Source organism: Candidatus Palauibacter sp., assembly GCF_965237495.1.
GTDB lineage: Bacteria > Gemmatimonadota > Gemmatimonadetes > Palauibacterales > Palauibacteraceae > Palauibacter.
In genome coordinates, this window is sequence record NZ_OZ250143.1 from 3,163,273 (window position 1) to 3,187,924 (window position 24,652).

At 66.9% G+C, this 24,652-nt stretch carries 20 protein-coding genes, 1 tRNA gene and 1 pseudogene; 15 read left to right on the forward strand and 7 right to left on the reverse strand.

Annotated features, from left to right (window positions below; genetic code table 11):
* Window positions 1–352: 352 nt before the first annotated feature.
* Together ACPXY0_RS13875 and ACPXY0_RS13880 are read right to left on the reverse strand one after the other, a co-directional pair.
* A pseudogene (locus ACPXY0_RS13875) lies at window positions 353–829 on the reverse strand (MATE family efflux transporter); the annotation flags it as partial.
* Window positions 830–894: 65 nt separating this feature from the next.
* Entirely contained in the window at window positions 895–2,250 is a 1,356-nt protein-coding gene (locus ACPXY0_RS13880; RefSeq protein ID WP_423925514.1) for an amidohydrolase family protein, read from the reverse strand.
* A 188-nt stretch (window positions 2,251–2,438) separates the two neighbouring features.
* On the opposite strand from ACPXY0_RS13880, the gene ACPXY0_RS13885 reads away from it, so the two are divergent.
* From ACPXY0_RS13885 to ACPXY0_RS13905, 5 genes are all read left to right on the forward strand, one after another.
* Window positions 2,439–2,561, forward strand: a complete 123-nt coding sequence (locus ACPXY0_RS13885) for a hypothetical protein (protein WP_423925516.1) — start codon at window positions 2,439–2,441, stop codon at window positions 2,559–2,561.
* A 12-nt stretch (window positions 2,562–2,573) separates the two neighbouring features.
* Entirely contained in the window at window positions 2,574–3,596 is a 1,023-nt protein-coding gene (locus ACPXY0_RS13890) for an oxygenase MpaB family protein (RefSeq protein WP_423925518.1), read from the forward strand.
* Between the two features lie 434 nt (window positions 3,597–4,030).
* Window positions 4,031–4,687: a hypothetical protein gene (locus ACPXY0_RS13895; protein ID WP_419936071.1), complete on the forward strand. Its 657-nt coding sequence runs from the start codon at window positions 4,031–4,033 to the stop codon at window positions 4,685–4,687.
* Between the two features lie 241 nt (window positions 4,688–4,928).
* Complete coding sequence (locus tag ACPXY0_RS13900) at window positions 4,929–5,333, forward strand: type II toxin-antitoxin system PemK/MazF family toxin (protein WP_419936070.1); 405 nt, start codon at window positions 4,929–4,931, stop codon at window positions 5,331–5,333.
* A gap of 4 nt (window positions 5,334–5,337) precedes the next feature.
* Entirely contained in the window at window positions 5,338–7,587 is a 2,250-nt protein-coding gene (locus tag ACPXY0_RS13905; RefSeq protein WP_423925521.1) for a fused MFS/spermidine synthase, read from the forward strand.
* On the opposite strand, the gene ACPXY0_RS13910 is transcribed toward ACPXY0_RS13905, so the two are convergent.
* Window positions 7,584–11,021 carry an amidohydrolase family protein gene (locus tag ACPXY0_RS13910; RefSeq protein WP_423925523.1) on the reverse strand — a complete coding sequence of 1,146 codons (3,438 nt, stop codon included), beginning with the start codon at window positions 11,019–11,021 and terminating at the stop codon, window positions 7,584–7,586. The genes ACPXY0_RS13905 and ACPXY0_RS13910 overlap by 4 nt on opposite strands.
* Window positions 11,022–11,167: 146 nt before the next feature.
* On the opposite strand from ACPXY0_RS13910, the gene ACPXY0_RS13915 reads away from it, so the two are divergent.
* The 5 genes from ACPXY0_RS13915 to ACPXY0_RS13935 all read left to right on the forward strand — a co-directional run bounded on the left by ACPXY0_RS13915 (window position 11,168) and on the right by ACPXY0_RS13935 (window position 15,431).
* Window positions 11,168–11,392: an AbrB/MazE/SpoVT family DNA-binding domain-containing protein gene (locus ACPXY0_RS13915; protein ID WP_423925525.1), complete on the forward strand. Its 225-nt coding sequence runs from the start codon at window positions 11,168–11,170 to the stop codon at window positions 11,390–11,392.
* A 459-nt stretch (window positions 11,393–11,851) separates the two neighbouring features.
* Window positions 11,852–13,018, forward strand: coding sequence for a hypothetical protein (locus ACPXY0_RS13920; protein ID WP_423925527.1), 1,167 nt, complete (start codon window positions 11,852–11,854; stop codon window positions 13,016–13,018).
* 67 nt (window positions 13,019–13,085) lie between these two features.
* Window positions 13,086–13,412, forward strand: coding sequence for a hypothetical protein (locus tag ACPXY0_RS13925; protein WP_423925529.1), 327 nt, complete (start codon window positions 13,086–13,088; stop codon window positions 13,410–13,412).
* An 85-nt stretch (window positions 13,413–13,497) separates the two neighbouring features.
* Window positions 13,498–14,604: a hypothetical protein gene (locus ACPXY0_RS13930; protein WP_423925531.1), complete on the forward strand. Its 1,107-nt coding sequence runs from the start codon at window positions 13,498–13,500 to the stop codon at window positions 14,602–14,604.
* Window positions 14,601–15,431, forward strand: a complete 831-nt coding sequence (locus tag ACPXY0_RS13935; protein ID WP_423925533.1) for a hypothetical protein — start codon at window positions 14,601–14,603, stop codon at window positions 15,429–15,431. Before ACPXY0_RS13930 ends, ACPXY0_RS13935 begins: the two co-directional genes overlap by 4 nt.
* A 36-nt stretch (window positions 15,432–15,467) precedes the next feature.
* Here the strand turns inward: ACPXY0_RS13935 and ACPXY0_RS13940 are convergent, their stop codons facing one another.
* Window positions 15,468–16,154 (reverse strand): DUF2461 domain-containing protein, encoded by a 687-nt coding sequence (locus ACPXY0_RS13940; RefSeq protein ID WP_423925535.1) that lies wholly within the window; start codon window positions 16,152–16,154, stop codon window positions 15,468–15,470.
* Between the two features lie 115 nt (window positions 16,155–16,269).
* Between ACPXY0_RS13940 and ACPXY0_RS13945 the strand changes: the two genes are divergently transcribed.
* Both ACPXY0_RS13945 and ACPXY0_RS13950 read left to right on the forward strand, forming a co-directional pair.
* A complete protein-coding gene (locus ACPXY0_RS13945) occupies window positions 16,270–16,851 on the forward strand; it encodes an SRPBCC family protein (protein WP_423925537.1) in 582 nt (193 codons plus the stop codon).
* The gene (locus tag ACPXY0_RS13950; protein ID WP_423925539.1) at window positions 16,806–18,026 is read left to right on the forward strand and encodes a 6-bladed beta-propeller; all 1,221 of its coding nucleotides are present in this window, start codon (window positions 16,806–16,808) and stop codon (window positions 18,024–18,026) included. The genes ACPXY0_RS13945 and ACPXY0_RS13950 overlap by 46 nt, the downstream gene beginning before the upstream one ends.
* Before the next feature lie 172 nt (window positions 18,027–18,198).
* On the opposite strand, the gene ACPXY0_RS13955 is transcribed toward ACPXY0_RS13950, so the two are convergent.
* Window positions 18,199–19,476 carry a type II toxin-antitoxin system HipA family toxin gene (locus ACPXY0_RS13955; protein WP_423925541.1) on the reverse strand — a complete coding sequence of 426 codons (1,278 nt, stop codon included), beginning with the start codon at window positions 19,474–19,476 and terminating at the stop codon, window positions 18,199–18,201.
* Window positions 19,473–19,769 (reverse strand): helix-turn-helix transcriptional regulator, encoded by a 297-nt coding sequence (locus tag ACPXY0_RS13960; RefSeq protein ID WP_423925543.1) that lies wholly within the window; start codon window positions 19,767–19,769, stop codon window positions 19,473–19,475. Before ACPXY0_RS13960 ends, ACPXY0_RS13955 begins: the two co-directional genes overlap by 4 nt.
* Window positions 19,770–20,065: 296 nt before the next feature.
* Between ACPXY0_RS13960 and ACPXY0_RS13965 the strand changes: the two genes are divergently transcribed.
* The 3 genes from ACPXY0_RS13965 to ACPXY0_RS13975 all read left to right on the forward strand — a co-directional run bounded on the left by ACPXY0_RS13965 (window position 20,066) and on the right by ACPXY0_RS13975 (window position 24,491).
* Window positions 20,066–21,163, forward strand: coding sequence for a serine hydrolase domain-containing protein (locus ACPXY0_RS13965; protein ID WP_423925545.1), 1,098 nt, complete (start codon window positions 20,066–20,068; stop codon window positions 21,161–21,163).
* 120 nt (window positions 21,164–21,283) lie between these two features.
* The gene (locus ACPXY0_RS13970; RefSeq protein ID WP_423925547.1) at window positions 21,284–21,949 is read left to right on the forward strand and encodes a hypothetical protein; all 666 of its coding nucleotides are present in this window, start codon (window positions 21,284–21,286) and stop codon (window positions 21,947–21,949) included.
* Window positions 21,897–24,491, forward strand: coding sequence for an Ig-like domain-containing protein (locus tag ACPXY0_RS13975; RefSeq protein ID WP_423925549.1), 2,595 nt, complete (start codon window positions 21,897–21,899; stop codon window positions 24,489–24,491). The genes ACPXY0_RS13970 and ACPXY0_RS13975 overlap by 53 nt, the downstream gene beginning before the upstream one ends.
* A 46-nt stretch (window positions 24,492–24,537) precedes the next feature.
* On the opposite strand, the gene ACPXY0_RS13980 is transcribed toward ACPXY0_RS13975, so the two are convergent.
* A tRNA-Ala gene (locus ACPXY0_RS13980) sits at window positions 24,538–24,610 on the reverse strand.
* Window positions 24,611–24,652 lie beyond the last annotated feature (42 nt).

Consider the following 24,652-nt stretch of genomic DNA (forward strand, 5'->3'; position numbering starts at 1 on the left):
CGATCGCCATCGCGGGCAGGAAAACGGCCTGCATCACCCGGCTGCCGATGCCGAAACCGGCCTGCGCCTCCGCGCCGAACCCCCGGATGCACCAGTAGATGACGGCCATGTAGACGAACATGAGGGCGAACTCCCCGCCGGGCGGAAGTCCCACGCGCAGGATGCGCCCCCACGCCTCGGGGCGGGGCCGGACGCAGGCGAAGTCGAAGCGAACGAAGCCTTCGAGGCGCAGGAAGTAAGCGAGCATCATGAGCACGCCGACCGCGATGGAAATCGTGGTGGAGAGCCCGGCGCCCAGCACGCCCAGCGGGCGCCCGGTCACCCAGCCGGCGATCATGAACGGGGCCAGGATCGCGTTCAAGCCGACGCTGAATACCTGCACGAAGATGGTCGGCTTCACGATTCCGGTGCCTCGGAGCGCGGACCCCATCGACACGAGCGCGAACTGCAGCGCGAGCCCCGGAAGGCACCAGCGGAGATAGAGGCTGCCTTCCGCGACGGTCTCGGCGTCAGCCGCCAGCGCCTCCATGCACCAGTCCGTCAGGGTGTAGCCGCCGACCAGCGTGATTGCGGCCAGGAGCGCGGCCAGACCCAGGCTCTGATTGAAGATGAGGATCGCGTCGGCGCGATCCTTGCGGCCGCTGGCGTTCGCGATGAGCGCCATGGTGCCCACGCCGAGCACCTGCGTCAGGGCCATGACGAGGAACCAGGCGTTGCCGCCCGAGGTCAGACCCGCCACGGCCGCTTCGCCGATCCGGCCGACGAAGTACACGTCGACCAGATAGTAGAGCGTCTGGAAGGCCATCCCGATCGCGATCGGGATGGCCATGCGCACGATGTGTCGGGGGATCGACCCCCGGGTCAGGTCTTCCAATCCACTCCCGTCAGACCGGGCTACCGGAAGCTGAGGCCGGTCTGGTTGCGCCCGCCGACCATGATGAAGGCGACGTTGCCCATATCGCGGATGTCCTCGTCCGGCCGGCCGTCGATCGCGATGATATCGGCGAACAGGCCCGCCGCGATCGTCCCCACCTCATCATCGAGCCCCACGATCTCCGCGTTCAGGCCGGTGGCGGCGGTGATCGCCTCGAGCGGCGTGAACCCGGCCGCGACGAGGTTCTCCATCTCGAGCGGCATGAACCCGTGCATGCTGTCGGTCCCAATGCCGACGCCGACCCCCTTTTCCTTCGACCGGCGGAGCTGCCCCAGGCGGTCGAGACGTCGCTGCGCGCGACTCTCATTCTCGGCCAACGCCCGCTCGTGCACCTTGCGCCCGCGCTCCAGCCAGTCGCGGATGTTCCCGGCCTCGTTGTCGAGGAAGCCCCACTCGTTGAAGACGCTCTGGTAACCGATGGTGTAGGTGTTCACGAACCCCACGTCGTGGCTCAGCATGAGGTCCATCAGGTCCTCGTTGAGGTTGCCCCCGTGCTGAATCGAGTTCACGCCCGCTTCGACGGCCAGCCGGATCGATTCGCCGTTGGCGTGCGCCGTGGCCTCGATCCCCAGCCGGTGCAGTTCGTTCACCGCCGCGTCGATCTCTTCCCTGGTGTAGTTGCTCTCGCCGGGCGCGTAGGGGGTGCCGTTGTTGGGGCCCACCCGCGCACGGTCCGTGATCGTGAGTTTCATGTGATGCGCGCCCATCTCGTAGTTCTGGCGGACGAAGGTGCGCATCTCCCACGGTCCGTTGGTCGTGCGGTACTCGGCCGGGCCGTGGCCTGCCGTGGTCGAGATGAAGTTGCCGCTGGGATAGATCCGCGGCCCGGGGAGGACGCCTTCGGCCACCGCCTGCGAGGCCTGGATGTCGTTGTAGTGAACTTCCCCCACTACGTATACGCTGGTAACGCCGGACATGAGTTGGACGCGGATGTTCCGCACGATGCGCGCCATCTGCATCGCGTCATGCTGCTCCATCCCCTCGAGCTGCCCCTGGAGCGTGCGGATGTCGGGCCGGATCGAGAGGTGGGCGTGCGCGTCGACGATGCCGGGCATCACGGTGTACCCGCTGAGGTCGACGACCCGTGCGCCGGCCGGGATCGAGACCGCCGACGCGTCACCCACGGCTTCGATCCGTTCGCCCCGGACGATGATGACCTGGTCGTCACGCGCCGTCGCCCCGGATCCGTCGATGAGACGGCCAGCCCGGATTGCCGTCACTTCCTGAACCGTAGCGGCCGCGGCGGCGGCGGCGGCCGGGACGGCGGAAGCCGCGGCGAGCGCGGCGGTCAGCAGGGTAGTCAGCCTGGTTCGCATCGGACGCTCCTCGATCGCGTGTGGACGGGACCCGGCAAACTGTCGTCGCGGAGCCAACCCGGCCAGCCGACACGCGCCGGATCCGCCCAGCGTTGGCATGGGTGGGCGGTCGGGTGCTATGCTAAATTGCTGTGTCACTCAGAGGCTCAGGTGAGCTTGGAGGAGAGCTTTCAGGAGGCACGAATCCAGTGAACGTTCCCACGGCGTACGCGGAGGGCTTCAGGACGGCTCGGCCGACCGATCCGGAGGCCGTTGACAGCTACATCAAGCACACGCGCATCGGCGATCCTGAACTGGACCCGATCATGTAGGAACTCTCCTCGATGCCTGCGGGCGAACTGCACCGCTTCATCGGCACCGGCATCGAGGGGCGCGATGACGTTCTCAAGACCGCGCCGGAGCCCCTGTGCAATTTCTTCAAGAACCTCGAGGATCCGCCCTGGCTCGACTACGAGGCCCTCCGTCCGGGCATCCGTGCCTTCCATGGGAATGTGGACCTCATGCTCGCCGCGTTCGTCACCGGGGTGCTCGTGGAGGGCTTTTCCACGCTGATCGCCAAGTCATTCAACATCACCGGGCGGGTGGCGTCCACCCGACGGCGACGGCAGCAGAACAACCGCCACATGATGGGCATCTTCTTCCCCGGCGGCCTGCAGCGAGAAGGCGACGGGTGGAGGCTGTCCGCGCGCATTCGTTTCGTGCATACCCGGATAAGGAGTTTGCTCAACAAGTCAGAGGAATGGGACCACGACGCCTGGGGTACGCCGGTGAGCGCGGCGCACCTTGGCTTCGCGATTTCCGTCTTTTCTCAGCGCCTGATTGAATACTCGCTGCTGCTGGGCGCGCAGTTCGACGAAGAAGAACAACGGAGCGTTCTCCAGGTCTGGCGCTACGCCGGGTACGTCATGGGCATCCCGGAAACCATCCTCTATACCTCCGCCGAGGATGCAAAGAAGATCTACAATACCAGCTATATGTGCGAACCGGATGCGGACATCGATTCGATAACCGTGGCGAACATGCTGATCAAGGCGATTCCGATCGTTGCGGATATTCAGGATCCAGCTCAGCAAGAGAAGCTGGTGAGCTTGGCATACCGCCTTTCGCGCGCGCTCATAGGAGAGAGGCTCGCTACCGCATTCGACTTCCCGAAGCGGTCCTTCCGGGAAAGAGGTACGCTGTTCCAGTACCGGACGAAGCAGCGCGTCCTGCGGACCCTGGCGGGTATCCAGCGGGTTCGGGCACACAACTTCACGCAGCTTCTCCAGATCTCGGTATACGACGACGAAGGATTGAGCTACAGGATGCCCGACCACGTCCTCACGTCGAAGTCGATCAGCTGGTGAGCCTGGTCGGCAGCCCATCGTAACACCGGCCGGTGCGTTCGCACACCGGTGTGTCAAGGTCGACTTCGATCACCATCCACGCCGGGTTGCAACACGCTTCCGGGCATCTCCGCGTTGGACGAACCTGCCGGACTACCATCGGTAGGATGGGGCTGCCGCCAGCGCCGCCCGAACTTCGGAAGTCTTCTGGCAGCCTTGCTGGTCCACCCCTTTTGGGGCTGTCCGTGCCATCGGCCGGAGACTAACTTCGGTGCCTCGTGTGGCGAGACGAAACCGTCCCCCGCCAGCGGGTTATCTCAACCTAGCCGCGGTGCATGCTAAAGAACTCGTACCAAACCCGAGGCCTGAGTTTCGCCTTTCTGATTGGACCGCCCAGGAACCTCACGCGGCAGATCGGGATGAGCATTCACTCGGCCGTGTGCGAGGCCCTTGGTGTGGACGACATCGCATTCCAATACCAACCCGGTGAGCGGCAGCGGAGCGGTGAGAGATTGTTCTCGATAAGCTTGACGCGTGAGGATGAACGCAAGAGTCTAACGATCACGATCGACCGAAAAGCCCAGGACGATCCGGTGCGCCTGTTCCTCGGATGTAGCTGGCCGACGTCAAACGATGTCGTCTTCGAGGATTTCGATTGGGCATGTGGGGCTGCGTTCACTGCCTTGGGCGAGTCTCGGCAGCGAGTCTTGGCAGAGGCTCGGATTCGTGGGCAGGCACATGCGCCGGACGGTTCGGCAGTGTCGTTTCTGAGCAGAGATGTGCTTCGTCTTTCTAGGAGCGATCCGCGTTTCCACCACGACCGGCTGTCCTTCGTATCTCTGAAATACGAAACCGCCGCCGCGCAGTTTGCTCAGGGCGATGAACTCTCGAATCCGAAGCGGGACGTATCGGTAGAAGTTCTTCGCGAAGATCCGCGCTCGCTGTACGTCGAAGTGATGTCACAGTGGCCTCAGGTCACGCTCTCTTCCGAGGGGGCAGTAAGCATCGATCCCAGCCGGATTCGTAGCTTTCGGTCTCCCCCTAGCGAGTACCTGAGCAACACCATCGATTACACAGAATCGGTTGTCCTTCCTCACCTCGACAAGATCTAAGCAAGGGTGGGATTGTGAGCTATGCGACGAAGTACATGCGTGCGGCCCCAGTCGACAGCTTGCCGCCCGCGAGCAACAGTTCATCCGCAAGCGAAGCAACTGGACACTGGCTACCGAGCCATGGGAAGTGGTTGTGCACTTCGAACCGATCGGGAATCACGGATCCCGATCAGGACAATCGTGTGGAGGCCTACGATGAGGAGGAGTCGTGGGCTGATTTGGCGGCGGCGGCTCGTGCCGAATGGTGTGCAGAAAACCCGTTTTGAACAAGATTCTGCCTGGCGAAATACATGATGTCCTGGACGCATCGTGCAAGCGGCGTCCGTTCATAATCGTATCTCAAGAACAGTTCAATAGAGGCCGTTACTGCCTGGCCGTGTCCCTAACGTCCAGGAAGCTCTCGGAGAGGCAGGTGTTGAGAAACTGCGTTTTTTTCCAGCAGGGCTCGTTTGGACTTCGCAAGTCGTGCGTGGCGCAGGCGGAAGGTCTTTCGGTAATTCGCCGCTCCGACATGGCCCAACCGGCTTCGTATGTGGGTATGCTCAGCCAGCCCCGGATGGCTGACGTCATAGGTGCCATCGGGTACGTGATGGGTTCGGATTGCAAGCTGATGACCGAACCGCTATCGGGGCACGGAGCTGGGTAGCTCCGTGCGGCGGGCGTCTCTGCTTGTCCTCTTCTTCCTGTCGGGAATCAGCGGGCTGATCTACCAGATCGCGTGGGTGCGGCAGTCCATCTTCACTTTCGGGGTCAGTGTCTACGCGTACAGCGCGGTCATCGGCGCGTACATGATCGGCCTCGCACTGGGCAGCTACGTCATGGGCCGGCGGATCGACGCCCACGCGCGGCCGCTGCGCACCTATGCGCTGCTCGAAGTGGGGATCGCCGTCCTGGCCGCGCTGTCGCCGTTCCTGCTCGGCGCGCTGCACGGGGTGTATCCCGGGCTCAGCAACGCGCTCCCGGCCGGCGGGTTCTGGCTCACGCTGACCCGGCTCGTCTTCTCGCTGGCCGTGCTCACGCCGGCGACGTTCCTGATCGGGGCCACGCTCCCGGTCATGAGTCGCGTCTACGCGACGCACGGAGGCCGGATCGGGAGCGACGTGGGGTGGCTCTACCTCGTCAACACGGCGGGCGCCGCGGCAGGGTGCGTCCTCACGGGGCTCGTGTTCCTCCGCTACCTCGGGGCTCTGGAGACGATCTTCCTCGGGGTGGCGATCAACCTCCTCGTCGCCGTGGGCGCCCTCGCCCTCCCCCGGCTCACGCGAGCGGGGACGGCGGCCGCCGAGCCGGCACCGGGCGGGGCTAGCGCCGGAGACGGAGACGCGGACGCGATGCCCGCGGGCCGGGGGCTGCCGATTTCGGCGCGGGCGCTCAGGTACATCGCGGTGGCCTACGGCGTGTCCGGCTTCATCGCCCTCGGCTACGAAGTCGTGTGGGCCCGAATCCTCTACATCCACACGTCGCACGCGGCCTATTCGTTCGCCCTCATGCTGACGGTCTTTCTGGCCGGGCTGGCGCTCGGAAGCGCGGGGGGCAGCTGGATCCTGCGGCGGCGACGGGCGGCGCTGCGAGACTTCGGAGCCCTCCAGCTGGCGGTCGGGCTGCTGGCCATCCTTATCCTGTATGTGTTCGCGCGCCTCCCGTCCTTCCACTTGGAGGAGAGGCTCGGCGGCTACACCGTCCCGTACGAGTTTCTCATCGCCTTCGTCACCGTCTTTCCGCCCACCCTCCTGCTGGGGGCGCTGTTCCCCGTCGTGGGAAGTCTCTACACGCGCGAACGCGCTGAATCCGTGGGCCTGCGCATCGGACGCGTGAACGCACTGAATACGGTGGGCGCGATCGTGGGCTCGATCGGGACGGGGTTCGTGCTCGTGCCCGTCCTCGGCCTCCGCAACACGACGGTGGCGCTGGCGGCGCTGAACCTCGCGATCGGAGCGGGCGCCATCCTGCTCGATCGCGGCGCGGGGCGCACTCTCCGCTGGGCGCCGGCGGGCGCGGCCGCCGCCCTCATCCTGGGGGTGGCCGTCCTGCCGACCGGCTTCTACCTCGGTTCGTACTACGAGGAGACCGACCGCCTCATCTTCTACAAGGAGGGCGTCGAGACGACGGTCGCCGTACTCGAGGTCCCCGAGGACAACTTCAAGATGTCCTTCGTCAACGGCCGCGACGAAGTGCCGACCGACCCACAGAGCATGGCCGCCTTTCGGTTGCTGGGCCACCTCCCGCCGCTCATCCGGCCCGGCGCGCGCAACGCGCTCGTACTGAGCTTCGGGAACGGGATCGCGACCGGCACCCTCGACACGCACGCGATCCCGGTCATCGACGCCGTCGACCTCTCGCCAGAGATGATCGAGGCCGCGGCGGTCTACTCGGAGGAGAACTACAACGTCCTCGAGAGCGACAGGCTCCGCGTGCACGTGGAGGACGGGCGGAACTTCCTCCTCCGGACGGAGGACCGCTACGACATCATCTCGGTGGACGCGACGCATCCCGCGAACGCGAGTTCATGGGCGCTGTTCACGAGCGAGTTCTACCAGTTGATCGAGAGTCGGCTCGCCGAGGACGGGGTGTTCATGCAGTGGATCCCCATCCACGGCGTCCGGGAGAGCGACTACCGCGACATCCTGCGCACCGTCTGGGACATCTTCCCCGAGATGGTGCTGTGGTCGACGGGGTCGACCCACACGTACGTGGTCGCGACGCGAGAACCGATGGGGGCGGTGGTGATGCAGTCGATCCTCGCGCGCGCGGCCGCCAACCCGACCGTGGTGCGAGACCTCGGATCGCCGGAGACGATCGCGGGATATGTCTCGATGGTCGGTCCGGACCTCACGCGCTACATCGGCCGAGGACCCGTCATCACCGACAACGACGCCTTCTTCATGCCCGGCCGTGACTAGCGTCCGGAGCCTCGGGAGTCCCAGACCTCGACCGGCACCGGGCCGATCCTGAGCGCGTCCGGGTTCACCCACGGTCGCGCACCGTACGGCCGCTGGCGGGGCCACACCTCGTCCAGCGTGTCGCCCACGTAGAGCCGGCCGTCCTTCATCACATAGGCGATGTCCTCCGTGTTGCGGATGTCGTCGAGCGGGTTCGAGTTCAGCACCATGAGGTCCGCGAGCTTCCCCACCGAGATCGTCCCCAAGTCGTCCTCCGCTCCGAGGAAGTAGGCCCCCTCTACGCTCGCGAGTTCGAGCGCACCCATGGGCCCGAGGGCGGTGGCCGCCATCCACACCTCCCAGTGCGAGCAGATGCCGTGCTGCTGGCCGTGCCCCCCGATCGCGCCGCGACCCCCCTCGGCCATGATGTCGGCCAGGCCCTGCGCCACGATGGGGAAGATGTAGTCGGTCTTCGGGCGCAGCGCCCGCCGCCGCGTGTGGCCCACGAGCTGCTGCCACGGCATCCAGGCACGCAGCTTCTCCTTGAGCCACACGTCGCTCTCGCCGAACCAGTATTCGTCGCTCCAGGGCCCGGCCCGCGTGTTGAAGGTCGGGGAGTACACCGCCTCCGCCCGGCCGAAGAACTTCGCCACGTCCCCGTAGATCGGGGCGTAGGTGAGCGAGTGCTCCCACGCGGTCTGACCGTCCATGATCTTGGTCAGGTTGTGGAGCAGATCGTTGCCCTGTGACGTGACCATGAGGCCGCGCCGGCGGGCGATGTCGGACACCCACTGCCGCTGGTCGCGTCGCGGCTGCAGGTACTGCTTGATGGAGACGGCGCCCCACGACTGGAGGCGTTCGATCTCCTCCTCGGTGACCGAATACGAGGTCAGGTCGTTCTGGCGCGCGGCGTCGCCCATGTAGAGCGGGTCGCCGGTGCTGTACGTGCGCGACCCGATCAGCATGCCGGCTTCGATGAGTTCGGCGGCCGGGAAGACGTCCTGCGACCACATCGAGTTGTCCATGTTGGTCGTGACGCCGTAGGCCAGCGGCACCGCCGCCTCGAACGCCTTCATGGGGATGATCCCGCGGTATTCGCGGAAGAAGTGCGAGTGCATGTCGATGAAGCCGGGGATGATCGTCTTGCCCGCCAGCGACTCGACGCGGTCCGCCCCGGCCGTATCGCACGCCCCGACGCAGGCGATGCGGCCATCGCGCACGAGTACGGTGCCGGACTCGATCACCTGTCGGTCCTCGAGCGTGAGGATCCGGGCATCGGTGAGCGCGATCGTCCCCGCCGCGAAGTCGCGCGGCAGCCGCAGGTCGATCTCCGTCGTGTCCGCCCACCCCGTCGTCACGTCGTAGGCGATGTACTTCGGGCCGCTCCCGAACTGGACGGTGCGCGCGTCCCGCCACGCCGGGAAGAGACCGCCCGTCCGGCTCAGGCGGCGGACCGGCAGCGTCCCCTTCTTCTTGTCGATCTCGACCGTCTCGGCCCCCGTCCCCGACGCGGGGAACGGCGTCAGGTAGACGTTGTCCCCTTCGTTGAAGGCGATCCAGTCTCCGCCGGGGGAGATGACGATCTCATCCGCGAACGGGAAGCTCGCGTGTTCCCGCCGGTCGCTCCCGTCGCGGCGCACCGAGACCAGCGTGGAGCCCTCGCCGCCTTCCATCCCCAATTGGGGATAGAAGATCCTGCCGTCCGGCCCGAACGATGGGCGCACGAACTGGGTGCGCGTGGAGAGGGTGGGTCCGGAAACGCGGGTCACCTCGGCCGCGGCCCCCCCGTCCGCCGGGAAGAGGACGATGTCGAACCAGGGGCCATGCGCGTAGGTGCGCGTGCGGGCCGTCACCCCGGAGCCGCGGACGGCCATGATCTGCTCGCCATCGGGGCTCCACACGATCTGGCTGTATTCGCCGTATTCCTCCGACAACTGGACCGGCGCGCCGCCGCCGCCCGCCCCACCGCCGGCGTCCGTTACCCGGGCCTTCCACAGATGGCCGGCCCCCGCCTCGTCGACGCTGGTGAACGCGATCCACTCGCCGTCGGGCGACCACGCCGGAGAGTACTCGAAGTCGGAGAACGAATCGGGCGTCAGCCTGCGCGGCGTTCCCGCGGGAACGTCCATGACCCACACCTTGCCGACCGCCTGAAACGCGAGGCGGCGGCCGTCGGGCGATCCGACCTGCCAGCGGGTGAACTTGACGCGGAAATCGCCCTCGTCGATGTCGATGGGGGCGTACGCCTGCTCCGAGATCACGCGGTGGACGCGCGCCTCGAAGGGGATCGTCTCCACTTCTCCGCTCTCGACGCGCAGGCGGCGGATCTTTCCGCCCTGGGCGAGGACGATGGACCGGCCGTCGCGAGACCACGCGTAGCCGGGCAACACGCGGAGCGTATTCGTGTCCTCGACCATGTCGCGCTCGATCGGGTCCATGATCACGCGTTCCGCGCCGGTGCGGAGATCGCGCAGCCAGAGCGCCGTGCGCGGGCCGTATTCGTGTCCCTTCCAGAGGATGGTCCCGTCCGGGATCCGTCGCGCGAAGGCGAGCCAGCGTCCGTCGGGCGACACCTCGGGCGCCCACGCGCCTCCGCTCGAGAGGCGGTACTGGCGCGACGGCTCCCCGTGCGTGATCGAGATGATGTCGCCGCTCCGCAGGTCCATGCGGCGCAGGTTGTACGCCCCCTGGAGCGCGTCGCGCTCGGTGCCCGGCGGCCCCGCCGCGTCGTCAAATCCGTCGAACCCCGGCTCGGCGAAAGCCACCCCCTGCCCCGGCGTACTGACGTGGAAATAGAGATAGCGGCCGTCCGCGGAGACCGAGGGCCACGACGGGTTCTCGACCTCATCCCCCACCAGTTCCACCCCTTCCCCACCGTCCCGGTGGTACATCCAGATCCCGCGCGCCCGCGCGCCCCCCAGTTCGTAGCGGCGGACGACGATGTAGCGGCTGTCCGGCGTCCACGCGGGCTCGACCACGCGCACGCCCATGTCCTCGAACACGGGCCTCGGGCTGCCGCCGTCCGCGTCCATCACCCAGAGGCTGTTCTGGCCCCCGCGGTCGGACACGAACGCGATCGAGCGCCCATCGGGCGAGATGCGGGGATGGAAGTTGATCGCGACGCCGCTGTTCTGGGTGAGGGCGACGGCTTCGCCTCCCTCCGCCGACACGCGGTACACGTGACCGAGGAGATCGAACACGACCCAACCGCCATCGGGGGCGACGTCCACCGACATCCAGGTCCCCTCGCGGGTCGTGAAGTCGATCGCGCGCGTCGCTCCGTACGCGGCGGTGACATCCCACGAGGCGGACGCTCCGTCGGCGTCTCCCCCAGCGGTCTGGGCCAGCAGCCCACCCCCGCTTCCGGGGCAGAGACTCGCGGCCGCAGCGGCGATGAGGACGGGAAAGAGGGTGGAGAGCGTTGGCGGGACGGGGACGCGGCGTGGCTTCGACACGGGAACCTCCTTGCGGTTGGCCTGACAGCCTGGGGGGAAGCTGGTCCCGGAGCAGCGGCGGCAGCAAGACACCGCAGCGATTTGAGTGGTGGAGCTCGTTCGGGCAATGTATCCTTGTATCCTTATTTGCAGGAAAGAAGGCTGTCATGCTCGCCAAGCTGACCTGCAAGAACCAGTTGACCCTCCCGAAGGCCGTGATCTCGGGCTTCCCTGATATCGACTACTTCGATGTGGCGGAGGAGAACGGCCGCATCGTGTTGACCCCCGTGCAGGTGACGCGGGCGGACGCGGTGCGGGCGAAGCTGGCCGAGCTCGGCCTGTCGGATGGGGACGTGGCGGACGCCGTCGCCTGGGCGCGCCGGAAGGAATGACGCCGGTTCGAACGGTTCTGGACACCAACGTGCTGCTGTCGGCCCTGCTTTCCCACGGGAATGGTGAGGTGGCTGCGGGACGCTTGGCGCTCGGCCGCGATTCTGCCGTTGGCGAGCCGGGATACGGTTTCGGAACTCGTCCGCGTGCTGTGTTATCCGAAGTTCCGCCTGACAGACGGAGAGCGGGAGGATCTGTTGGCCGACTACCTGCCCTTCTGCGAGTCGATCAGCGTCGTAGACCCGCCCCAAGTTCCAGAGTGCCGGGACCCGATTCGCGAGCGCCGCCGACTCTCCCGGGTAGCACGACCCGGGGCGCAACCTCGGGTGCCAGCCCGGGTAGTGGGACCTTGGTAGGGTGGACGAGGACACCCATGGGCCGCGATGAGGTGTGCAATGGCTAGACGATACCGGTTCGGGACCACCCTTACGGCAATTCCGCTCCTGGCAGGGACCCTGAGTGTGGCGAAGGTGCTTGCTCAAGAGACTATCGAGCTTCCGGGCGAGGATCGCTGGCTCGAAACGAGGTTCGAGGAGGTGTACCGGGTCGGGTCCGCGGACGGCGAGGTGTGGCAGGAGTTCGGCACTTTGCGCCAGGTGGCTTTCGACGCGGCCGGGAATCTCTACGTGCTCGATTCCCTCGCCGGGCGGGTCGTCATCGTGGCGCCCGGCGGAGAGCTCCTTCGCGAGTTTGGCCGCCTGGGCGAAGGACCTGGGGAGTTCAGGCACGCGATTGAGATGGCGGTCATGGCCGATGGCCGGGTCGTAATCGCCGACGCCGGACATCGAGCCTATCAGATCTTCGACGCGTACGGAGAGTACGAGCGCTACGTCCGCATGGGCGGCGAAGGACTCCACCACATCCCCTGGATGTCTCCCGAGCGCAGTGGCGAGTCGGTTGTCGTTGGCGCGGCGATCGCTGGTGCGGTCTACGTCGGAGGCTCACTCGATGACACCGGACCGCCCGCACGCGTGATCGAGCGATGGACGTTCATGGACGAGGCGTTGGCGCGGGAAACCGTCGCGCGGGGGTGGGAACCGCCGCGTGGAGATGAGAACGAGCGTCGAGCTTTCGAACCGGAACTCGGGGTGGACGTGCTCCCCGGGGGGTGGGTCGCGTATTCGGATTCCTCCGCCTACGCCATCAAGATTGCCAGCAGCGAGACCGGCATCTCGCGGATCCTGACCCGACCCTTCTCGCCCGAGCCGGTCACGGAACGAATGGAAAGGACGGAGAGGGACCGCCGCCTGAGGGAACTCCTCGGACAGGGATCGCTCATTCGGACCCCCGACGGCGTGCGCGGGGTCGGAGGAGGGGGGGAGAGGAACCGCTGGGTCGAACAGATCGAGACGATGGAGTTCTTTGACGAGGTCCCCATCGTCCGCGGGCTGCGCACGAGTTGGAACGGCCGGATCTGGGTTCAGCGCCGCGGAGACGAGCCCCACGAAGTCGGTCCCATCGACATCCTCACGCCGGACGGCCGCTATCTGGGGAGCTATCGCACCGGCGCGACACGGATCCCGGACGCGTTCGGCCCCGGGGGCCTGGCCGCCTTCATCGAACGTGACGAGCTCGATGTGCAGACCGTGGTGGTGAAGCGCCTCCCGCGGACCGTGGGCCAGGACTGAACCCCGGACAGTCCCAACTTCCCCGGCGCGAATCGACACGGTGGGCAGGTCCGGATAGACTGAATACATGCGCCGGATCGCCCACTCCCTGCTCCTGATTGCGCTCATCCTGCCGTACGCGCGCGCGCCGCTGTGCGAGGCGGGATCGCACGATCACCCCGATCATCACCACGCGGGGATGGTCGCTGCGTTCGCCGACGCCCCCGGCGACGCATCGGACGCCGCTGACTGCCACTCGCTGATGGGCTGCGCCGTCGTGCTGCAGGCTTCGCTCGCGGAGGCCGGACCGGGCTTTCGCACCTTCTCACAAACATGGGATCCCACGCTTCAGGGCAGCGCGGCCCCGATTCTGTCGCGCGCCTCTCCGGACACACCCCCTCCAAGAACTGCCTGAACGGACGTAGCCGCACAGGCACCCCGACCGCCGCCACGATGACGTGCCGCGGCCGAGTGTCACCGTTCAGACGAGGGGACAATACATGCCATCCGCTCAGTTCGCCCGGCATCCCGCAGGGATCCTCGGGCTCGCCGCGTTCGCCGCGGCCTCCGCAGCCGCCTGCGGGTCGGCGCAGCGCAATGGCGTCTACCGCTTGGCCGCACCCTACAACTTCGCGTTCTACGACACGCACGAAGAGGCGGCGAGGTCGTTCTACGCCGCCCATTTCACGCACTTCGCCGCGTACGAGATCCTGATGAGCCCGGGTGATGACACGCCGAGGCAAATGTCCGAGTTCGAGGCGCAGGTTCGGGCGTACATTGCGGATCCACCGAAGTTTGAGCCGCCCGCCGAGATCATCGCGCCCCACTGGACGCGGCTCGCGTTCGAGACCGCCCAGGCGATGGACTGGACGCACATGTTGCACTCGCAGCTGTACGACATCCTCACGGACGACCGGATCGCCGACAAACGGGCCGCGGGAGAACGAGCCATCGCCTACTACCTGTCGGAGCCGGAGGCCGCGTTTTCCACTCGCGGCTACGGACACCGCTTCATGGAGGGCGGCGGGGAGTGGGCCGGCAACTTCTACGCGGCGTATCCGGACATCAACGGGATCCTGTGGGCCTACCACTGGCACCACGCGGCCGTGTACGAGGCGCTGATGGAGCCGGACGCCGAGCGGCGCGGCATGGAACTCGATCGGGTCATTGATGTCTTCACCGATTCCGTGCTCGCCGAACTTCCGCACGTCATGCCGCTGACGGGAGAGGTCGCGCCGCGGTTCTCCCGCATGTTCCCGGCCGCCGCGCACATCTTCGACAACCTCCACATGATGCACGATGTCGTGAACGACATCATGGCTGAGCCCTCGTACTCCCGGCCCGAGAAGGCGGCGGAGATCGAGCGCCTGCGCGGGCAGATGACCTACGCGGGCCAGGACACGATCGAAGCGCCGGGGATGCCGATGGGTGGGGACCACCGCATGAGCCCCCACGCGATGCGCGTGCCGACGGAACTGCCGACGGGCGAGTGGCTGCCGCAGGGGCACCCCGAAGCCCGGATGGCGCCGATGGGCGAGTTCATGCGACCCCTCCCCGCACCGAGACGCGACCTGCCAGTGGGCGCCCGGAACGGAGGTGACCGGTGAGGGCCGCCGCGCGGGTCGTCGCGCTGGGCATCGCGCTGGGACCGGGAGCCGCCGCCCTCCCTGGGACAGTTGCCGCTCAGGAGGACTTTCGCGCCGCCGAACTCGACCGGCCGATCCATGTCGAGGATGCGCACCCGATCAAGTTCCGCGAGTGGGAGTTTCAGAGCGGTGTGCGCGGCTCCCTCGGCGAAGGCGACCGCGGCCTGCTCGGCCTGCTCGAGTTCAAGACCGGGCTGTTCCGCAACGGACAGGTGGGCGTCGAGATCGAAGGAGGCATCGAGCGCCCGGATGGGGACGGCACGGGCGGCGGGATTGAAGCCGCTTCCGTTCACCTGCTCTATGGCGTGGCCCGGGAAACCGTCTCGCTCCCCGCGCTGGGCCTGCGGCTCGACGCGAGTACGCCGGGCGCAGGCGGCATCGGTCACGACGCCTCGCAGTTCGGCGCAACGGGGATCGCCACGCGCTCTCTGGGCCGACTCCGCCTGCACGCAAACGGCGGCTACCGCATCGCCGGCGCGGCCGATGGCGGCGACTACTGGCGCTTCGGCATTGGCGCGGACTACCCCTTGGGATTGTTCAGCCGCGCGATCCTGGCCGACCTCTACGTGGAGGCTCCGGTTTCCGCGGGTCGAGCACGGGTCTGGGCCGAGATCGGTACCCGCCTCCAGGTCAGCAACTGGAGTGTCCTCGACCTCGGCCTCGCCACAAGGCTCGACGAATGGGACGAGGGGAACGCCAACATCGAGATCGTGGTCGGCATGTCGCGCGCGTTCGGGATCCCGGGGCTGACGAGAGTCCCCCGATACCCGAACCCCACGATCCCGTGAGGGCGGTGCTACGGTCCGGCAGCCCGGCCAACGCCCTCAGTACGACACACCGGTCGCTCGGCACAGCCATCGCTGGAACGGCGCGGCCGTGCGGCACAGGGCGCTAAACCTGTCGAGAAAGTCATCCGACATCAGGTCGTCTTCGCTCAGTTGCACCACCGCGATGAAATCCTTGCGCCGCAGGTCCTCAATCAGCGGATGGTCTACGCTGAAGCCCTGCGGGGCCCGGATGAGCGAGTCGCCCGAGAGCTCGAAGGTCCTGCGAAAACGCGCGCCGCGTGACGCCCGCTTCCAGGCTTGCGGATCCTCGTCGATGAACTCGCGGATCTGCCGGAGCGCCTGACCCCCGGGGCGCCAGGAGCCGCAACCCATGAAGCAATGCCCCGGCTGGATGTGCAGGTAAAAGCCGGGAGCATGGGCGTCCCTGCCCGCCTCGTGTCGGAACTGGATGCCGGTGACGGTCTTGTATGGGGTCTTGTCCCTGGAGAAGCGGGTGTCGCGGTAGATCCGGAAGAGCGAGCCGCCATTCGCCCTCGGGTCGGCGCGAAAGTGGGGGCTGATTCCCTCGAGGGGCATGGAGAAATCGGAGATGAAACGGAGCGCCGGCTCTTTGACGTCCGCCTCGTATCGTGATTTGTTGGCGAGAAACCACTCCCGGTTGTTGTTGGCGGCCAGATCGCTCAGGAAGCTGAAGGTGTGGGGCGTGAAGTAGGCCGCGGTCATCGCAAGGTGGCTTGTCGGCTGGGGAGACGGGTATGATGAGCGGGGGCGATACCTATGGTGTCGGTCCGAAGGAAGCAAGCAGGGTGATCTACCATGGACCAGACAACCTCTCACCATGACGCGCACCGAACTCAGCCGTACCGTCGACGCTCCGACCGGAGTCGTTTTTTCGACCGTCGCCGACATCTCCAACTTTTCCGAGGCAGTGCCGCACATCGAGCGTGTGGAGTTCCTGTCAGAGGCAAAGTGGGGCGTGGGTGCCCGCTTCCGGGAGACGCGGCTCATGGGGAGCAGAAGGGCAACCACGGAGCTGGAGGTGACCGAATACGTTCAGGACGAGCGTGTTCGCCTGGTATCCGACCAGGGTGGCACGGTCTGGGACACGACATTCACCGTCGAGCCGGGCCCGGATGGCCGAGGGACGCGGCTGGTCATGGTGATGGAGGCGAGGCCCTACAGGCTTGGCGCCAAACTCGTCACGCCGCTCATGAAGGGAGTCGTCGCCAAGGCGATTGCAGCGGATCTCGATGCCGTGAAGGCGTACGCCGAGGCGGCCGGAAAGGATGGTGCCCGATGCCCGCCGGTTGGAATCCTGCGACGCGACGTATCCGTTCAGGAGCGGCCGGAATCGCCCCTGCGCTCCTGGCGACGATGGCGATCTCGGCGGCGCCCCGGATCGCGGGAGCCCAGCAGGTGATCGAACTCCCGGGAGAAGACCGCTGGCTGGAGGCCGATTTCGAGGAGGTCTACCGCGTCGGCTCCGCGCTTGGAGAAGCGTGGGAGGAGTGCGGCACGATCGGCCGGGTGGGGTTCGACGATGCCGGGAACCTCTACCTGTTCGATCGCCTGGCGGCGCGGGTCGTTGTTGTCGGACCCGATGGAGATTTCGTGCGCGAGTTTGGTCGCAGAGGGGAGGGACCGGGCGAATTCCAGTCGGCCGTGGATATGGTGGTCATGTCCGATGGCAGGGTCGTGATCGCGGACATGGGACATCGCGCGTACCACCTCTTCGACCCCGGCGGGAATCTTGAGCGCATGGTGCGCATGGGCGGTTTTGTCCGAGAGATGTACCCGGAGGCCGGTGGCGAATCCGTCGTCAGGGGTGCAAAGATGCTAGGCGCTGTCTTTCAGTCCGTGCTGCGCGATTCCATAATGGTCTTCCCCGACACACGCACGATCGAGCGAATCTTCCTCACGGGTGACGAGGCAGCAGTGGAGACCGCGGCCGAGGTCTGGGGTCCCGCCTGGACCAAGCCGGCCGCACGCTCCATTGCTGGCGACCCGCAAAAGATCATGAGCAGGGGCCCCCGGAGAGGGTTTGAACCGGAGCTCTTTGCGGGTGTGCTCCCCGGCGGACGTATCGCATTTTCGGACTCGTCGGCGTACGCGATCAAGATCGCGGAGCGGGATGGCCGAATCAGTTCGATACTGACCCGGCCTCTCTCACCCGAGCCCGTCACGGAACGCGTGATGAGCGAGGAAAAGGACCGCAGGTTGAGGGATCTCGAAGGTCGTCCGGAAAGTTCGGTCTCCCGGTCCGGGGACAGAATGACGGTATCCGGGACCGGCGGTGGAGCCCGTGAGCGCGAGCGGATCGAGACGCTGGAGTTCGCTGAAGAGGTTCCCGTCGTGCGAGACCTGCGCACGAGTTGGCGCGGTCGGATCTGGGTCCTGCGCCGCGGCGACGAGCCCGTCAGCGACGGCCCCATCGACATCCTCGCCTCGGATGGCCGCTACCTCGGCAGCTACCGCGCCGGAGCAACAGAGCTTCCCGACGCGTTCGGACCCGGAGGGCTGGCGGCTTTCATCGAGCGGGACGAACTCGACGTCCAGACAGTAGTCGTGAAGCGTCTCCCGCGTGCCGTGAACTGACTCACGGTTTTTGACCCCGCTACACCGCTCGCGCCATGCATTGGGACGAAGCGGCGCTCAAGGAGCACGAGCGGATGGGCTTTCACAAGGGTTGGGGCAGGGCCATCGATCAGCTTGAGGTTCTCGCCGCGTCGCTCTAGTTGGCTGTGGTGTCGTGGGTGGGCAGGGCGTCCTACCCTACCTTCGCCCGGCAGACCTCGGCGCGAGCCAGAATCGCCTCTTCCAGACGGTTCAGGATCGGATGGTCCAGCCCGTCATTGCGGGCCGTTTGCACGATTCCCGGAAGTCGCCCCGAGATCGCGGCAGCGAGAGATGCGCAGGATTCCAGCACCTCCGACGCCGCCAGCCCCACGTCCCTCGCAAGGCGCGTCCAGTGTCTCGCCTGGGTGTACCCCAGCCGGGCTTCGCCCCCGATCTTCATCGCCAACTTGAGCTTCGGTTCGTAGTGGCCGGGGTAGGGCAGCAGGCTGGCCACGTCGTACAGGGGGGCGAGGGAAGCACGGCCGCCAGCGCCGATGAGAAGAGAGAAGTTCTTCGCGTGGGCGTCGGTCCCCCCGATGATCCAGTTCAACGCGAGTGCCCGTACGAAGGTCCGGACATCCCGGCTGGGTCGGCCGGAGTGCCTCCGTATGGCCTGAGCGATCTGCCGGCAGCCGGGGCCGCCTTCATTCTCGTACTTCAGGGTTGGCGGCAAACCCAGGACCTGACAGAGGTCTTCCTGGTGTACTCTGACGAGATGACCGTCTACCAGGATGCGGTCGTACCTCTCCACGACGACGGCCGTCTCTGCGCCGAAGCGGCACACCTTTGAACGGGCCGCCGGGATTTCCAGCGACCGGGCCAGGGCCAAGCAGAGGTGTTCGTTCTCGCAGTGTCCCGGGAAGCCGGGGATCGGAGGCTTCAGGATGTGTGTGGTGGGTGTCCTTCCCCGCGGAACACCCCAGCGCTCGTCTTCCAGGAGCAAGGCGGTCTTCGACTGGGCGCCAGCCAGGCTGAACCGGCCGACATCGCTCGGGAGCCGCCATGCACTCCCGTCCTCGTTCAGGGCGCGCAGGCGCGCCTCGACACCCTCTTCGGTCAGCCATTCGACTTCCCGGGAGCCCGATTCGACCAGGCGCTGCAGGCGTTCCAGCGTGGCCAGTTGAACGCCGCCCGGGCAGTCCTCACCCGTCTCTCGCAACAGGGAGAAGGCGCTGCGCGCGGACACGTGGAACGTTCTCGCCCATCGAGCCAGCACGTTCTCGTTGTCGGGCAGGAGACCCCACAGCCACGGTTCGATCCGGTCATGACCGTACCTCCTGGCTGCGAGAGGCATGGCGAGTGAGAGCGGATAGGCACGCGCCGCCGAGCGCCACGCCTCGTCATAGGCGAACGAGAGCTTCCCTCTCGCGCCGCGCAGCACGTACCCCATGACGCACCCGCTCGCCACCGCGACGAGGCGTTCGCTCACGGGGGGGGATCCCGGTGGGCGTCGACGATGGCGTCGGTGTCGGGCACGGCGATTCCGATGCCCGCATCGGAGGGGCCGCTCCCCCGCGCATCACGGACCGAGAGGGACATGTCCAGCGCGGCGAGGGTCTGAAGGACCTTGTCCAGTTCGACGCGTGGTTTTCCGGCCTCGAGCGCTACGATCCACTGCCGGCCGACACCAGCGGCGCGGGCAAGCTCCTGTTGTGTCCAGCTGCGGGAGCGCCGCGCCTTGCGGACTCTGAGGCCGAGTTCGTTCGTCGTGCGCACCTGCATGGCGCATCCTTACGGTGTCGGGTCGCAACGTTCAGACCGTGTATTGTAGCCGTTCACCGACATCTCTGCGATATCTCCGCACAACGATAAAGTGCGAAGTGTTGTCGATCGACGACACAGTAGCCAGCCTTGCCGACCACCGTTGCGTTCCCCGGACCCGCCGAGAGGGCCGTTCGAGGGCTGGCGCGGATGCGTGGGGCGAGCGAGCATCCGACCTATGAGAGTGAGCGCGTGGAGGGGACGGTGCGCGGGCCTGGCGCTGGGCATCATGGCGGCGCTGAGCCACGTGACGGCCGATGTCGCGGGCCAGGAGTTGCCGCTCGCCCGGACGGACCAGGGCCCGGTGGGCCGATGTCATCGCGGCTTCCCGCGGGAAGCTCGACTCGCTGCAGCGGGCGATGTCCATTCCCGGCCTCTCCATCGCGGTCTCGGTGGACCGCAGAGTCGTGTGGTCCGAGGGAATGGGGTACGCGGACCTCGAGCTTCGGAGCCCCGCCACACCGCTCACCCGCTATCGGATCGGGAGCGTCTCGAAGATCCTGACCGCGGCCGGCGCCGCGCTCCTTCATCAGCGGGGACAACTCGATCTCGATGCGCCGGTGCAGGCGTACCTCCCCTCCTTCCCGCACAAGCCGGAGGGGGAGATCAGCACGCGGCTTCTGGCCGGACATCTCGCGGGCATCCGGCACTACGAAGACATCGAGGCGGAGTACTACCTCACGCGACGCTACGAGACGGTGTTCGAGGCGCTCGAGATCTTCCCCGACGACCCGCTGGTGGCCACGCCCGGAACAGGCTTCTCCTACTCCAGCTACGGCTTCAACCTGATGAGCGCGGTGATCGCGGCGGCCTCGGGACGGGGGTTCTTGCAGTACCTCGACGAGGAGGTGTTCCGGCCGCTCGGTATGCTCCACACGGGCGGAGACCACACCGACAGCCTGGTCGTGAACCGCGCGCGCCCCTACGACCGCGCGGCGGATGGCCGTCTCATCAACGCCCGCTACATCGACAACTCCCACAAGTGGGCCGGGGGCGGCTTCCTCTCTACCACGGAGGACCTGCTCCGCTTCGCCCACGCCCACCTCGAGCCGGACCTGTTCCAGCCGGAGACGCTGGAACTGCTGTGGACGCCCCAGCGGACGGTCTCCGGCGAGGAAATCGGAGTCGGGATCGGCTGGCGCCTCTTCCCTCCCGAGATGGTCGGCGGGCGGCGCGCGGTTGGACACGCGGGCGGCGCCATCGGCGGCAACGCCCTGCTCCTGATCTACCCCGACGAGGGTGTGGCCGTCGCCGTGGCCGCGAACATCGCGGACATCGGCTATCCTCAGGGGGGCGGGCTGGTCTTCGGGGACGTGATCTTCGAGATCGCCGACCTCTTCATCGAGGCTCGCTGAGTGCCTTTGCTCGCTCTCCGCTTGTCATGGTGGGGGCGTCTTCGTAATCGGTAAGGCATGGCGAGGTCTCTGATGGCGAGGACGTGGGGGCGCCCGTCCCCGCGCCGGATATCCTGTGGCGTGCTGGTCGCCTCGGTTGGCGCGTGGATCGCGGCCTGTTCGGACGGGAGCACGGGACCGGAGCCCGGACCGTCTGCTCCGAACCGGCCGCCCGCGGCGACCGGCACGATCCCTGCCCAGGAGGTCGCCGTCGGGGCTACGGCCACCGTCGATGTCGCCTCTTATTTTACCGATCCGGACGGAGATCGGCTCACCTACAGCACCGAGTCCTCGGATGTCGCCGTGGCCACTGCGGGCGTCTCCGGCAGCACGGTGAGCCTTACGGGAATAGCCTCCGGCTCCGCTACGGTCACGGTCATGGCTACGGATCCCGACGGCCCGCGCGCGACTCAGAGTTTCGGCGTGACCGTGCCCAATCGCGCGTCCGAGCCCACCGATGTCTTCCCCGATCTCGAGTTGGCCGTGGGAGCGCAGGCAACGGTGGACGTGTCGGGATACTTCACCGATCCGGACGAGGATCCGCTCACCTTCGAGGCGGAGTCCTCGCAGGCCGACGTGGCCGGGACCGAGACTTCGGGCAGCATCATCACCGTCACGGCGGTGGCGGCGGGCACGGCGACCATCCGTCACCGCGACCGATCCCGGCGGGCTCGGGGTCGCGCAGAGCTTCAACGTGACCGTGCCCAACCGCGCGCCGCACATCACCGACACGATCCCCTCCGTTGAAGTCGAGGCAGGCGACGAGGCAACGGTGGACGTGTCGGAGTATTTCACCGATCCGGACGAGGATCCGCTCACCTTCGAGGCGGAGTCCTCGCAGGCCGACGTGGCCGGGACCGAGACTTCGGGCAGCATCATCACCGTCACGGCGGTGGCGGCGGGCACGGCGACCATCACCGTCACCGCGACCGATCCCGGCGGGCTCGGGGTCGCGCAGAGCTTCAACGTGACCGTGCCCAACCGCGCGCCGCACATCACCGACACGATCCCCTCCGTTGAAGTCGAGGCAGGCGACGAGGCAACGGTGGACGTGTCGGAGTATTTCACCGATCCGGACGAGGATCCGCTCACCTTCGAGGCGGAGTCCTCGCAGGCCGACGTGGCCGGGACCGAGACTTCGGGCAGCATCATCACCGTCACGGCGGTGGCGGCGGGCACGGCGACCATCACCGTCACCGCGACCGATCCCGGCGGGCTCGGGGTCGCGCAGAGCTTCAACGTGACCGTGCCCAACCGCGCGCCGCACATCACCAACACGATCCCGCCCCTGGAGCTTGTCGGCGGGGGCGACGACACGGTGGACGCCTCGGACTATTTCAGCGACCCCGATGGTGATCCGCTGACGTTCGCTGCGGGTTCGTCGAATCCCGGCGTGGCCGAGGTCTCCGTGTCCGGCAGCAGTGTTACGGTGACCCCCGTGACGCGGGGTGCCGCGACGATCACCGTCACCGCCACCGATCCCGCGGGCCTGGAGGCCGTCCAGGATTTCGAAGTGACCGTGAACAACGGCTCGCCGACGGTGACCCGCGTGGTTCCGCCCCTAACACTCTCCGTGCCCGGCGAGGACGCGGTAGACGCGACGGCCCACTTCTCGGATCCCGACGGAGATCCGCTCACTTTCGGTGCCGGTTCATCGGATCCCGGAGTGGTCACAACCTCACTGGCGGGCAGCGTTGTGACGATCCGCGCGGTGGCCACCGGCACCGCTACGATCACCATCTCCGCCGCCGATCCAGACGGCCTCGAAGCCGCCACGAGTTTCGAGGTGACGGTCGCCAATCGTCCGCCCCGGGTGGTCGGAACGATTCCGCCCTCGGTACTTGCCCCTGGAGACGAGGCCTCGCGGAATATGTCACCGTATATCAGGGATCCCGATGGAGATCCGCTCACCTTCGACGCCACTTCGTCGGACCCCGCCGTGGTCACGGCCGACGTGTCGGGGAGCAGTGTCATACTCAAGGCCTTCGCCACGGGCTCGGCGACGATCACGGTCACGGGGACCGATCCGGGGGGCCTTCAGGCCAGCGGGAGCTTCGAGGTGACGGTGCCCGATAACACCCCCCCGCTCCCCGTCGGAACTATGCCGGACATCGAACTGCTGAGGGGCGGCCAGGTGAACCTGGATCTGTCCAGTTATTTCACCGACCCCGATGGCGACGTTCTCCGCTATTCAGCGTCGTCCTCCGACGACCGCGTGGCCAGCGCCATCGCACTCGGTGTCACCTTGATCGTCACGGGCGGAACCGAGGGTTCGGCATTGGTGACCGTGACCGCCCACGACCCGCACGGCCTCACCGCGGAGCAGTCCTTCGAGGTGAAGGTCAAGGAACATGACACCGGCGGTTTCGCGATGGACGTCTATTTCACCGCCTCCGTCACGTCCTCCCAACGGAACGACATCGCGGATGCGGCCGGCCTGTGGGCGACGATCCTGGCGGAGAACGAATTGGACGATGTTCCCGTGAACGACCACCTTCGGTGCCTCAACCTCCGCACGGCCGCCCAGGTCGACGCAGTGGACGATTTCGCCATCCTGGTGGACGTCGATCCCGTCGATGGCCCCGGCGGCACACTGGCGTGGGCGGGGATGTGCGGGATCCGAGCTTCGGGTCTGCCATATCTGGCCATCGCCGTCTTTGACGCGGCGGACGTGCAACTCATGGTCGACAACGGCGACCTCCGGGAGGTCGCCGTCCATGAATTAGCCCACGCCTTCGGATTCGGGCTGCTCTGGGGAGGCTACCTCCAGAATCCCTCCAGGGGCCAGCCCGCGCCGCGGGACACGCACTTTTCCGGACCGGCCGCCGTCGCGGCGTTCGACGCGGCCGGCGGTGCCGGCTACACGGGCGGGAAAGTGCCGGTCGACAACGACGTGGAAGACGGAGACCGTCATTGGCGGGAATCCGTCTTCCCGACCGAGTTGATGGGACCGTCCAACACCATTGGACTGCGCGAACCGCTGAGCGTGATCTCGATCCAGTCCATGGCGGACCTGGGTTACAAGGTCGACGCAAGTCTGGGCAGTCCGTATCAGGTCTCCGCCGACATCGGCGCCGAGCGTGGAGGGCGCGTGATTCGACTGGGCGACGACACCCGGATCCTGCCCCTGCGGATCGTCGATGAGGAGGGGCGCGTCATACGCGTGATCGGAACCGGCGAGGCGGAGGCCTCGGAAGCGGGCGACAGCGCCATTGAGACCGCCGTGCTGGAGCGCGTGCGGCCGAAGTCCGGTACGGCCCGACCTCCTCCGGAACGCGGCCGGCGCTAGCGGCCCCCCGCACGGTCGCGACCCCGCACGTACAGGGACGTGCGGATGGAGCCGATCGGATTCGAACCGACGACCTCCTGCTTGCAAAGCAGGCGCTCTCCCAACTGAGCTACGGCCCCTCGAGATTGGCGGGGCGTGAGGCGCCCCGGAGGGCTGAAGGA